Annotated in this window: 8 protein-coding genes; 2 read left to right on the forward strand and 6 right to left on the reverse strand. The window is 49.5% G+C overall.

What is annotated here, in order from left to right:
- Nucleotides 1–114: 114 nt before the first annotated feature.
- Nucleotides 115–4,620 (forward strand): alpha-2-macroglobulin family protein, encoded by a 4,506-nt coding sequence (locus tag CWC22_RS15185; RefSeq protein WP_138538622.1) that lies wholly within the window; start codon nt 115–117, stop codon nt 4,618–4,620.
- 20 nt (nt 4,621–4,640) lie between these two features.
- Nucleotides 4,641–6,833 carry a penicillin-binding protein 1C gene (gene pbpC / locus CWC22_RS15190; protein ID WP_230090578.1) on the forward strand — a complete coding sequence of 731 codons (2,193 nt, stop codon included), beginning with the start codon at nt 4,641–4,643 and terminating at the stop codon, nt 6,831–6,833.
- Between the two features lie 13 nt (nt 6,834–6,846).
- Here the strand turns inward: pbpC and CWC22_RS15195 are convergent, their stop codons facing one another.
- From CWC22_RS15195 to CWC22_RS15220, 6 genes are all read right to left on the reverse strand, one after another.
- Nucleotides 6,847–7,221, reverse strand: a complete 375-nt coding sequence (locus CWC22_RS15195) for a hypothetical protein (RefSeq protein WP_010386894.1) — start codon at nt 7,219–7,221, stop codon at nt 6,847–6,849.
- A gap of 163 nt (nt 7,222–7,384) precedes the next feature.
- The gene (locus CWC22_RS15200) at nt 7,385–8,593 is read right to left on the reverse strand and encodes an ABC transporter permease (RefSeq protein ID WP_138538621.1); all 1,209 of its coding nucleotides are present in this window, start codon (nt 8,591–8,593) and stop codon (nt 7,385–7,387) included.
- 10 nt (nt 8,594–8,603) lie between these two features.
- On the reverse strand, nt 8,604–9,938 hold the full coding sequence (locus CWC22_RS15205; RefSeq protein WP_125562772.1) for an ABC transporter permease: 1,335 nt from the start codon (nt 9,936–9,938) through the stop codon (nt 8,604–8,606).
- Nucleotides 9,939–10,080: 142 nt separating this feature from the next.
- Nucleotides 10,081–11,286 (reverse strand): ABC transporter permease, encoded by a 1,206-nt coding sequence (locus tag CWC22_RS15210; protein WP_138538620.1) that lies wholly within the window; start codon nt 11,284–11,286, stop codon nt 10,081–10,083.
- 9 nt (nt 11,287–11,295) lie between these two features.
- Nucleotides 11,296–12,627, reverse strand: a complete 1,332-nt coding sequence (locus tag CWC22_RS15215; RefSeq protein WP_125562776.1) for an ABC transporter permease — start codon at nt 12,625–12,627, stop codon at nt 11,296–11,298.
- A gap of 8 nt (nt 12,628–12,635) precedes the next feature.
- On the reverse strand, nt 12,636–13,325 hold the full coding sequence (locus tag CWC22_RS15220; protein ID WP_010386899.1) for an ABC transporter ATP-binding protein: 690 nt from the start codon (nt 13,323–13,325) through the stop codon (nt 12,636–12,638).
- Between the last annotated feature and the right edge of the window lie 209 nt (nt 13,326–13,534).

The raw sequence follows: 13,534 nt of genomic DNA on the forward strand, positions 1-13,534 counted from the left end.
CTGACCCCCAGATTGATAATCCGATGTATGATATGATCTTACGACGCCGTTACTGGCAACCAAGGAACTATCCAAAACCCAGCTGCACCCTGTGCAGGCCCAAGGAGCTTTAACATGTCGGGTAAGACCCCCTTTCATTCCATCGCTGTGTTTGTTTTCTTTTTTGTCTTCTTATTACAAGCGGGCATTCAAGCTCAAGCCAAAGTCATGCAGCAACCTAAACTGGCCATTGTTGGTTCGGGACCTGTGGTCGCCAAGGGATCCAACCAGTCTATTCCCATCACCTATCAACACATCGATGCTGTGGATGTGGAATTGTTGCGGCTCAACAGTGCGCACGACTTTCTTAGCCGTTACTACCTGACAGACAAGCTCTATCCCAGCTCTCTGGATAGACTGCAATACGCCTACGACAGTGTCTTTGCTGACCGATTTACATTGCCCACCAGTACCAAAAAAGGTACTCAGTCAGCTCGATTACCCATTCCCAAATCCTTACCCAGCGGCTGGTATATCATCGTATTAAAAGCCCCTGGCATGTTTAATGATTTACAGGCAAAGCACCTGTTACTGACTGATTTGGGTATACAGGCCAAAGTGTTTAAACGCCATGCCAGCTTTCAGGTCAATCGGCTATCCAATGGGCTGCCAGTCGCAGGCGCCAGGGTTAAAGCCTACCGCAAGCATGAACTACTGCGCGAGGCCAAAACCGATACCCAGGGTGCCGTGCATTTCGACATCACACTGAACCGTGATGACATCATCGTTGCTGAGTACGGTGAGCAGGACGAACCTGATCTGGCATTGTTGCCCATCAAGGAAGTCCCGCTGGATTTATCCGAATACCAGATTGGTGGTCGACCCTATCAGGAGCAGGAAGCCTACATATACAGCAACCGAGATCTGGTTAAACCGGGTGAAGCTTTACCCGTGAACATTCTTTTGCGAGATGCCGATGGCGTCGCAATTGTCGATCAACCCGTTACGCTCAGCGTAACCAACCCCTTACAAGAGGAAATGCTTCGCGAGCAACTGAGCCCTCAACAGGGCGGCTTCTATAGTAAGCGCCTGCATACAGGAAAAAGCTGGCCTACCGGACGCTATAAAGTGTCGGTAATGCTCGACCCCACTGCTCAGTCCGCAATCGGTCATTTTGAGTTTCAATTGGAAGAGTTTGTGCCTGAGCGCATGGATTTAACCTTCAGCGGACAACAGCCATTTGTCAATGCAGGCTCCTCTATGGCGGTCTCAGTACTTGGGCGTTACTTGTTTGGCAGCCCAGCCGCAGGCAATACGTTAAAAGCCAGTTTGGTTCATCGTGCCGTGCGTCATTATACGGGTCCCTATGCCGATTTTTTTGTGGGCGAAGATTTTTACCTGAGCAATCGGTTTCAGACCCTGCCTGATCAGCACTTATCCGAGCAGGGAACACTGGCACTGACCCTCCCCACAGCGCCTGCCGGGGCGCTCAAAAGTCCGGTAAAAACCCAAGTCAATTTCAGCCTGCTAGAGTCCGGCGGTGCAGCGGTGCAACGCCAGCTAAGTTACACCAGCTGGAAATCCCACCCGCTACCAGCGGTGAAACCCGCACAGGCGGAGTTTAAATACGCCACGGACGCAGAGTTTGAACTCGCGCTGTTGAGTCCAGATGGTCAGCAGCTAACAAGTGGTGAGCTGGAGGTCGAACTCAGTTACGACCAGGGTCGTTACTTCTGGTTTTATGAAGAAGGCATAGGCTGGCGTCGTCAGTCTCAGCCACAGTGGCGCAGTGAAGCCAGGCAAACCGTCATGCTAAACCAGAACACTCACACTGTGCGCTTCCCGGTAAATTGGGGCAACTATCGACTAACCGTCACTGACATAAACAGTCAGATTAAAACCGTTTATGACTTTTACGCTGGCTGGTATCGGGGTTATCAGCAACTTAAGGCCAAACCACAACATCTCACTGTGCAACTGGATAAAACCCATTACCAGGCCGGCGAAATAGTGACAGTCGAATTGGAGGCCCCGGCTGATGGACAACTGCAATTGGCGCTGGAGACAGACAAAGTGCTGTGGTCACAAAGTCACACCGTACGTAAAGGAAAGACGACGCTGCGCGTACCTTTAGATAAAGCACTGGCTCGCCACGATCTGTATCTCAGTGCAACCTTGCTCAGTGGTCAATCCCGCACGCTACAACGTCATTTTGGCATTGTCCCAGTCAGGCTGGCGCGGGAAGACCGCGAGCTGATGCTTAGCCTGACTTTGCCAGACAAAATAGCGCCACTCAAACCACTCACTGTCGAGATCCAGGCTGACAATATGGCGGGATCTGAGACCAGCAATAGCTGGGTAACTTTGTCCATCGTTGATAAAGGGATCCTGAACCTGAGCCGCTATTACCCGGTAGACCCACATCATTACCTGTTTAATCAACGTCGTTACGGAGGCGATGTGGTTGATTTGTACTCTCGACGCTATGATAACCGCCCCGACCCGTTTGCGCAGTCCCGCTTTGGCAGTGACAGCAATGAACGCAGCGACAACCGCAATGATGACCTGGTCGAAAGCAAAACCGCGATCCTGATGACTCAACCGGTGAAACTGATTGACGGCAAAGCGAGCATCACGCTCGATATGCCAGACTACAACGGCGAAGTTCAAATCGTCGCGACCGCTTTCAATCAATCTCAGGTAGGTCACTACGTCGACTCCCGACCGGTCAGCTCCCCTGTTATTTCAGAGCTCAGCGTTCCGCGCTTTTTAGTCCCGGGCGATGAAACTTCCGTCACACTGGACTTGCATAACGTCAGTGGCCGAAAGCAGACCTTGTCCGTCAGCCTCCAGCCTTCTGGCCCTGTTCAGTTTACCGCAGACACTTCTTTCACAGTGACGCTGGACGACCAGGCACATTGGCACAAAACCCTTCGCCTGGTGGTTGCCAACGCTCCCTTGTCCCACACTGCAACCGTGCAAATTGAGTTGCAGAGTACGGATATCACACAAACACGCAGCTGGTCTGTGCCCGTCAAAGCCATTGAGCCTGACATAGTACAGGCCACCAGTCTGGTACTCTCTCCCGGACAGAGCCATCAAATCAGCCCGGCACTTTGGCAAGGATTACATGTCGATAAGGCAAATGCAGGTACCCTTTACGCCAGTCATACGCCCAGATTACCTATCCGGGAATATGCCACCGCTTTGCGTGCCTACCCTTATGGCTGTGCAGAGCAGACCACCAGTAAAGCCTGGCCGTTTCTACTTAAGCACCCGCAGCTTGATGGTGCTTTACAACAGGCACTGCAGAGCAAACAGGCAGAGGCTGAACAACTAAACGACCCTCGCACACTGGTCAGTCAGGCAGTGCAACAGCTTAAGACCATGCAAAAACCCAATGGTGGTTTTGCTCTGTGGGATAGCCAGGGCACAGAACATCCCTGGTTAAGTGCTTACGTCACAGAGTTTTTAACTGAGGCGCACAACCGTTTTCCAGGCACAGTTCCACAAAGTATGCTTAACCGAGCACACTATCGTATGCTCAGATACACCCGGGATAACCTGGTCGATGACCTCAGCCAGGACGCGTATGAAGCAACCGCGGCAAAAAGCTTTGCGGCTTATCTGGCCAGTCAGCGCGGCCAGGTAAGCTACAGCGACTTAGAGTCCTTGCGGATCACCGATTATCCGTCCAGGTTAAGCATACTGCATATGGCGTCGGCCCTGGCCAATGTCGGTGCGACCCAACAGGCAGCGTTACTGCTCAGGCAAGCCAGCACACTTAATCGTACTGACACCTACATTTCCGATTACGGCTCTGTGCTGCGTGACGATGCACAGTCCGCCCTGATATTGACAAAACTGGCAAAGCATACCGCACTACGCACTCAGTCACGTGCACTACAGGCAAGCTTGCTAGAGCAACTGCCAGATCAAGCCCTGAAAACCTGGCTCAGCACGCAAGAGCGTGCCGCTTTGCTGCGTACTGCCGTACACGTCAATAAGGCCGACCCAGATAACCCCGTGCGACTGGAAATCAATGACCAGCAATTGCAGCACCCTGCGGTGATCAGTCATACACTTGCGCAAACGATGACACTACGCAACCCACATGACGAACCAGTTTATGTCCAATTGATGGCGAAAGGCCGTCTCAAACTGGATTCCAGTATCGCTAATGAGATTAGTCCGTTTAACACCCTGAAAACCAAGCGGATGGTCAGACGCCTGTTTGACTTAAATGGCCAACCTTTAGATAAGACCCGTTTTAAAGTCGGCGAGCGCGTGGTCGTAGTGCTTGATTTACAGACCAAAGAGCCCGTGCCGGATGCACTCTTAATTGAGCGTATACCCGCAGGATTTGTACTTGAGAACCCGGCTTTAATGCAAGGATTTCCGGTTTCACAGTTACTGCCTGAGCACGTCACATTGACCTCCACAGAGCACACTGAGCACCGTAATGATCGATATGTTGCGGCACTCAAGCTCACGACCCAAAAATACCAGTTTGCTTATGTACTCCGAGCAGAAACTCCCGGGGTTTACCAGGTACCACCCAGTTACCTGGAATCTATGTACCGGCCCCATAAACATGTCATTTACTGGCAGTACCCCTATCAGTTAGAGGTCGAGCGCTGATATGTCACAAGGGCACCAATGTGATATCCGCTAGGCAAATACGACTGTGCAGGAATCTCAGCCTAATTATTCTGGCAATTGGGGGGTTGGGTCTGCTGCTACTGAGCTGGCTAGACTGGCGATACCCATTACCCCAGCCCTACCCGGATGGTCCTGCCACAGTGGTTACGGCGCGCGATGGACAACAGTTACGCGCCTTTAGCGACAACCAAGGCGTGCATCGCTATCAGATTTCTCTGGAGCAAGTTGATCCATTTTATATAACTGCCCTGCTAGATTACGAAGATCGCTGGTTTTACTATCATCCTGGCTTCAACCCACTGGCACTGTGCAGAGCTTTGTGGCAATGGCTGGCCCATGGTCGGATTATTTCTGGTGGTTCAACCCTGACCATGCAGGTAGCCCGGCTACTTGACCCACATGAACGCTCGATTTCTGGGAAACTAAAGCAAATTGCCAGAGCCATACAGCTGGAATGGCACTATAGCAAAACAGAGATCCTGACTTTGTATCTCAACCTGGCACCATTTGGCGGGAATATCGAGGGCGTAGAAGCCGCATCGCGACGTTACTTTAATAAACCTGCCAGGTACTTATCGATTAACCAATCAGCCTTATTAGTCGTATTACCCCAAAAACCGTCTTACAACCGCCCGGATCGTTACCCTGATCGTGCCAGAGCTATGCGTAACAAAGTACTTCGACGACTGGCCGACAGCCAACTTGTGGATACCGAGCAGCTCACGCTATTGAGTCAGGAGCCAGTTCTCTTATCCTCTGACACCCACCCCCCGTTGGCGCCGTTGTTAAGCCGTGAGCTCAAACGCCAATACCCACGTCAACATGTGATCCGTACCACTTTAGATCATACGCTACAACAGCGCCTCAGCAAGCTACTGGCGAATACAAAACACAGATTAACCGGCAAAAGTTCAGCTGCCGTTCTGATAGTGCATAATCAGCGCGCTGAAGTATTGGCATACCAAGGTTCTGTTGATTTTCACGATGACAGTCGGTTCGCTCATGTCGACATGATCCGCGCGGTGCGTTCCCCCGGTTCAACATTAAAACCCTTTATTTATGGGCTGGGACTGGATCTGGGCCTGATCCACAGTCAAAGCCTGATGAGCGATATCCCCAGCAACTTTGATGGCTATAAGCCGCAAAACCTGACCGGACAATTTAATGGGCCAGTGAGCGCCAGCAAAGCTTTGCAGCACTCTCTCAATGTGCCGGCGATTCAGTTGCTACATAGGATCGGGGCCGAGCGCTTTGAACGGCAGCTGAGCAATGCCCGGGTTAAGCTGCATCATCAGCATGCTAACCTCGCTGTCGGACTGGGTGGCACCGGGATTGAATTGTTCGAACTGGCGCGCTTATATCGCGCACTGGCAAGTCAGGGCAAAGTACGTGAGTTATCTCTTGTCGCACATAACCCCCGTTATCCGCGCGCGGATTATTCTTTGCTTTCTCCTGCTGCCAGCTGGATCACATTTGAGATGCTTAGTCAGTTGTCGGCACCGGATCGGGTCGTCCCCAGCAATCGTCGCAAAATCGCCTGGAAAACCGGCACCAGCTATGGTTACCGGGATTTCTGGGCAGTTGGCGTCAGCGCAGACTACACGGTGGCAGTCTGGGTCGGTCGCCCTGATGCCAGCCCGATAGTCGGATATTTGGGAGCAACACGCGCTGCGCCTTTGATGTTTGACGTATTCGACTTACTTCCAGCAGATGTACATCGCCTGGCTTTACCTGATCAGGTCAAGCCAGTACAGATCTGCTGGCCAGGTGGTCTGGCACATCAAAATACCCCTGACAAGGCTTGTCATACACAATTATCAGCCTACACCCTCAATGGCATGACACCACCCACAATGCACAGCCAGGGACATTTTGTTACAGAACCCGGCTGGCCTGACGACCTTGCCAGCTGGCTAGCACGGAATAATACCCCCACTCAACAGGCTGGCAACGACCAGATACGTATCGTCCAGCCACGCACTGGTCAGCATTATTATCGTCAGCAAGTATCAAAAATAGAGTTAACGGTATCGGGGGGAGGTGATCCGCAAAGTAATGCAGTTCGCTGGTATATCAATCATGAACCACATGCCTCAACCACGCTGCCTTTGTCTGATTATCAGGGCAATGTGGTGATCACGGCTTGCTTTGCTGAGCACTGTGACCAACAAAACATCGTCATACATCCCTAAGGTAGGTACCACATTATTGCATTGCGGTTTTTAGATAGCCCACCACAGTGTGTAAATCAACCAGGCGTTGTTGTGCTTCTTCTTTGCTTATTCCCTGGATGGCTTCATAATCATCAAGGAAGATGGCACTGTCATAATCACCCGTTGTGGCGTTTTTAACGTACACCAGTACGTAGCAATAACGCAAAATGGAATCCAGATAGCGGAAGAATTCGATGTCGTCGGCGCTGAGCTCCGGTTTTACCCCGCTACCAAGCCGATTAATAAACACCTGTTTAACATAAACACTTTGACTTCCCTTTATGTACTTAACAACACCGTAACAGCCACTGTTATTTATTGATTCAGAGAAGATATCTGCGACTGGAAGTAAGTCTGGCTGATGCATAATCCCGTTCCTGATAACATTAGTTTCATATAATGTTAGAACAAAATTACAAAATGACTATAAAATGACATTAATAAAACCCCAAAAGAGTGCATAAGCCCCCTTTTGGGGAAAGTTTAACCTGGCTGTGAGGCTACTACATTAAGTGTGTTGCCTGAGTCTGTTAGACACTGCGAGTTGCCAGCGCCGGAGACACTCTGGCCGCTATCCAGGCAGGCTGACACACTGCCAGTTGACCAACAATCAGAATAACCCCTGCGACCTGAAGTAAATAAATAACGGGTACTGGCGCCATATCAAAGTGATTAACCAGCTGAACATTCGCAAGCAGCGCGCAGATCACACCTAGCACAATGCCGATAAAGGTCACAATCGCATTCTCTGCCATACAGTAACGTAAAATGTCTCCCCGACTGGCGCCCAGTGCCCTACGCGTACCTATTTGTTTGCGACGCTTTACAATGGTAAAACGCGCCTGACCAAAAATGCCCAACAATGTCAGGAGCACCAGCCCCACAATGACCCAGTACAGAGTCTTGATTGCCGCAGTCTCGGATTTGAACTTATCTTCACGCATCTGCTGATAGTCCATCAGTTTATCCAAATGGCGACCCGGTGTCTTCATTAGCTGCTCTACGACTTGTAGTTTTGCCTGCTCAAGATCCCCTGCCCGGGCGCGCACCAGGACCTTATAATTGTTGCTGATGTGTCGTAACGGAACCAATACCGTATTGGCATGAGAGTACCAGCCAGGCCAGACAGATTTCAACTCTTTGACCACGCCCTTCACAATATAAGGCTCATAATTCAAATAGACAGTAGTGCCCAATATCGCACGCCAGTCATCCGGGTAAAAGCGCTCAGCAAACCCTTTAGACACAATCGCTTGTGTGACATTTGCACTAAAATCTATTGAGTCTTGTACCTCACCTTCTGTCGGTGCCTCACCTGCAATTAACTCCAGCCCCATCGTGTCGATGGCATGCTCATCTCCGGTGTAGTAACCCGTGTAGATATTCATGTCTTCATCAGTTGGGCCTAACCCGGTCAGTGCATAGCTACCCCAGTCGCTCAAAGGAAATGCATTCATGACAGTCACATTTTCAACACTGGATAAGCTACGAATATCCCGTAAATCCTGTTTAACCAGCGCGATCATTTCTTCCGGTTCACTGCTTTGTACGTTGGTCTGGAATGTGAAAATCACATCTTCATCCAGTCCACTTGGCTCAATCAGCAGTGCTTCCTTTTGGATGATCAGATATACCGCATTCACCAAAATCGTAAAAGTTACGGCAATTTGCAATATCAATAAGAGCGGCGCGGATTTAGCACGCCACAATGTGGTCAGTATCGGTTTTAAGTCATTCATTGTCTGGCTCCTATAAACTCTTTAACTGAGCTGAAGGCTGCGTTTGCGCCGCCCGATAGATTGGCCACAAGCCAAACAAAGTGCTACTCAGCACCGCCAGAACAACGGTCATCACCACCAGTGGCAAACTCATCTGCATTAGACCCGCGGGCAAATGTGCAAATATATCTGCAGTTATGCGCAGACCCAGTTGTGCCAAGGCCAGCCCCAGGAATCCCCCTAAAATGCCAATCAACACAGTTTCACAACCGAACTGCAGTGCGATGTGTTGCTTACTGGCCCCCACAGCTCTGCGTAAACCCACCTCTGCGCCTTTGCCGTAAAACTTTATCAACATCAGTCCCATACAATTAAGCAGACAAGCCACAAGAAATGCAGCGGCTAGCCAGACAGCAATAAAGTCGTCGTCCTCCACCACCTGATCTTCAATGAGCGACTCAGTAATATTGAAAATCTTACTCAGATTCTCCCGCGCAAATCGCCCACCACTTTTTTGCTCTTCCACATAGGCATTAATATAATCCATGTAGTCGCCGCGTTGCGTAGCCGCTTCCAGTTCAACCCAGTAGCGGATCCATACGCACTCAGATGCCAGGAAAGTTTCCAGTGTGCCATCACCCAATGGCGCCCAGCATTGCCAGCCCATTTCACCTTTCGACAACAGGTTATTGTTGACCTGAAACTGAAAGGGGGTGAACAAAGGGAAAGGCAAATTATGCGCATGATGTGGCCCATGAAATACCTGCGGAAGCGGAGACCAGCTGTCAATGACTCCAACTATTCTTGCCAGATGATTTCCGATATACAGGTGCTGCCCGACTGAATTAGCACCTGAGAACAACCGGTCGTTTGTTTGCTTGTCCAGGATCACCAATGCAGCCCCATCTCGGTCTTCCTGATCTGACCAGGGGGCACCATATAAAAACGGCACGTTAAACATGGCAAAAAAGTCATTGTTGACGGAGTTGAAGCGCAACATTTTGGCCTCTTTGTCAGTCTGACTTTCGCTGCGCACCATACTTTTGTACATCACCGCCGCACTTTGTCGCAGGCCTTTGCTGTCCCCTAACAAATTCATGGTATCCATATAGGTCAGCATAGGTGGGATCACTTCCTCTCCTTTTGCCAATTGATACGCTTTATCCGGGCTCCAGCTACTAAGACGTACGGAGAAAACCCGATCACTTTTTTCGGGTAAGGGATCTTGTGCCATCATGATGCTGACGGTCGAGGTGATCATGGTGGCTGCAATCCCCATCGCTATCGTGCCAATCATCAGAATGCTTAACAAAGGCGTCTTTTTGAGACTAAGCCAGGCAAGTTTAAAGTAGTAACCGATTAACATACCCACCCCCAAGGGACAGATTGAAAAATGGCTGAAATAGGTACAAACAAGTTTGACCGAGTTGAATTGGGCAGCATACTTATTCCTTTATTATTTTAATTGTATTTCCTTTCAATTCAGGTCACATCATGTGACCTGAACTTTAAACACTGCGTGTCGCCAGCGCTGGCGAAACACGCGCAGCCTGCCATGCAGGCTGAAACACAGCACATTGACCAGCAAGCAGAATTATCACTGCGCCCGCCGTCAAATAATCAGCTGGTACCGGCATGAGACCGAAATAGCTCACCAGCTGCGTATTGACCAACACAGCACAGATCATACCAAGGACCACACCAATCAAAGTCACTATAAAATTCTCTAACATATAGTAACGCAACACCTGAAACTGATTCGCCCCCAGCGCGCGACGGGTGCCAATTTGTTTACGGCGCTTCAGAATAGCAAACCGGGCCTGACCGAAAATGGCCAGCATAGTCAGGATCAATAACCCCACCAGAACAAGCTGCAACGTTTGCAATTCAGCAACGTCTGTTCGGTAGCTTTCCTCTCGGGTCTGAGTGAACGGCTTCAGCTTATCAATTTGCCTGCCAGGCGTCATGAGCAGCAGATCTTTAACATCCAGTATTGCCTGATCAAGCGTGCCTGCCTGTGCTTTTACCATAATGCCCACTTTGTCCCGAACTTCAAATGTGGGGGACAGTACAGCATGATCAAAGAGTCGCCAAAAGCTCCAGACCGCCTTGAGGTCGTCCACAACACCGATCACCTGCTGTGGTTCATTATGCACATACAGCGTCTTGCCCAGCACTTCGCGCCAGTTATCCGGGTGTAATGTTTGTGCGAGTGCTTTGGAGATTAGAACCTTTCCGCCTGATCGTGCACCAAAAAAAGAGTGCGAGACGTCACTTCTTTCAAACCATTGACCTGCAACTAGTTGCAAACCCAGGGTATCGAGGCTGTCATAGTTACTGCCGTAATATCCGCTTGAGGTGAGCTTATCTTCATCAGCCGGTCCATAGCCAATATCGACGGAGCGACCAAACCCACTCAGGGGCACAGAGGTCACAGGGATAGCATTATCAACACTGTCCAGGCTCTTAATATCGCGTACTGCTTGCTCAAACTCAGCAACACGAGCCTCACCGGTTTCCTGTAAGTTAATAAATAAGGAAAACACCTGCTGTTCATTGACACCACTGGGTGCTGTCACTTTTTCGTGCTTTTGCATCACCATATAAACGGCATTGACAAAAATGGTAAATGTCACGGCTATCTGTAACACCAACAGCAAAGGAGACGTTTTACTGTGCCAAAGAGATTTAAGAATGACGGTAAAATCCTTCATGACTTCCTCCTACAAACTCTTAAGCTGACTGGATGGCTGGATCTGCGCTGCACGATAAATTGGCCACAAGCCAAATAACACGCTGGTCACGACAGACAGAATCAAAGTCATCAGCATGATATTCAGGTCCATTTGCATAACGGTGACATTGAGATAAGTGAATATTTGCTGGATTAGCTGCAATCCAAGCTGCGCAAATATCAACCCCAATACCCCTCCTAAGATACCAATCAGAAATGCCTCACAGAGAAATTGCCAACAGATGTCGTTACGACTGGCTCCTACTGCTCGTCGCAGTCCGATTTCACTGCCCTTACCGTAAAACTTTGTCATCATCAGGCTCATACAGTTGAGCAAACAGGCCAATAAAAAGGCAAATGCCAGCCACACGGCCATGTCGTTTTCGTTACTGAGGACCTCAGCCCAGCGCAGATAGTCATCAATGGTGAATAACCGGCTAAGATTCTCCCTGGCAAAACGACCTGTCGATTTCTGCTCATCAACATAAGCATTGATAAAATCCATGTAATCAGCTCTGTCTTCGGCAGACTCCAGCTCAGCCCAATAAAACAGCCAAATACAATCAGACGCAATAAAGACACTAAAATCGACATCTTCAACGTCCTGCCAACAGGACCAGGTTACGTCGTTATGAGAAAAAATCTGTTGATTAATCTGGTATTCAAGCGGCACAAACAGCGCCTCTGGGTCCTGATATGCCTGTGAAGATAAATAATAGAACCTCGGGATGGGAAACCAGTCGTCCATAACGCCCACAATTTGCATCAGCGACTCGCCCATCACAATATGGCGGCCCACCGAATTGGCTCCTCCAAACAACTCATCGTTCAGAGCTTTGGTGATCACAACCACCGGATTACCCGAGCTGTCATCCTGTTCAGACCAGGCATTACCGTATAAAAATGGCACCTGAAACATTGAAAAGAAATCGTTGTGAGTGGTACGTATCATGCGCATCTGCGCATCCCGGCGGTTTTGCTCCTCAGCCCGGCTCATTATTTTAAACAATCCGATAGCTGTTTCCTGTTTCGCCTTGGCGGCTGCTTTGAGACTCCGGGCATCCCGGTAAGAAACCATTGCGGGTATCTCTTCCTGGCCATCGACCATCAAATATGGCTGATCAGGACCCCAGGAGCTTAACTGCACGGTAAACACCCTATCACTTTTCTCTGGCAGCGGATCTTTGGTCATCATATAACTCACAGTATATGTCACCATAGCTGCAGCAATACCCAAAGCAATAGTGCTCACCATAAGCACACTCAGCAATGGCGTTTTGCGTAAGCTGAGCCATGCCAGCTTAAAATAATAACTTAACATATGTGTTCCTAAGCAATCGCCTGCTCTGGGGCAAGACGCTCACTCAGTACACCGTCTTTAATCTCTATGATCCTCTGTGCCTGACTGGCCTGCTCCGTGTCGTGTGTCACCATCAAAATACTCGTGCCTTTGGCGTTGATGTCCTTAAGCAGAGACATGATGCCATCAGCCATTTTTGAATCCAGGTTACCAGTGGGTTCATCTGCCAGCAAAAATGCCGGGCTGCCCGCCAACGCACGTGCGATTGCAACACGCTGCTGTTGGCCACCAGAGAGTTGTTGTGGGTAATGATCTTTTCGACTTGCCAGACCGACCTGCTGCAAGGCATCCATAACACGTTGCTTGCGCTCACTGGCGCTAAAGCTGCGATAGCGCAGTGGCATTTCAACATTGTCGAATAAATTCAGTTCAGGGATCAGATTAAACCCCTGAAAGATAAAACCGATTTTCTCATTTCGTAAGCGCGACTTTTGCTTATCGGACAGACCTGTGACATCGTTACCATCGAGCAAATACTGCCCTTCGCAATATTCTTCCAGCAATCCAGCAATGTTCAGGAAGGTTGTTTTACCTGACCCTGAAGGACCAATAACAGCAACAAACTCGCCCTGCTGAACTTCCAGGTCAAATGGTTGCAGTGCTTGAGTTTTTACCGTATCCGTGTAATAAGCCTTCGCCAGTTTTGACATTTTAAGCATTAAAATTTCCTTATGGATTGTCTTTATTCTTGTAATTCTGGAGCTCGTTCACTCCTACAGCGACAGGCACACAAGACATGCCTGCCCTCAGGACAACGCGCTGGCAGCTTGAGAAGCTTGTGTCTAAAATTAAGCACATAAGCTATCCGCCAGCGAACTCAAGAAGGTACACAAAAAAACATTTAAAGTCACGTTTTTTAAACGTTCCG

Origin of the sequence: Pseudoalteromonas rubra, assembly GCF_005886805.2 — a bacterium.
In the GTDB taxonomy this organism is placed as follows: domain Bacteria; phylum Pseudomonadota; class Gammaproteobacteria; order Enterobacterales; family Alteromonadaceae; genus Pseudoalteromonas; species Pseudoalteromonas rubra_D.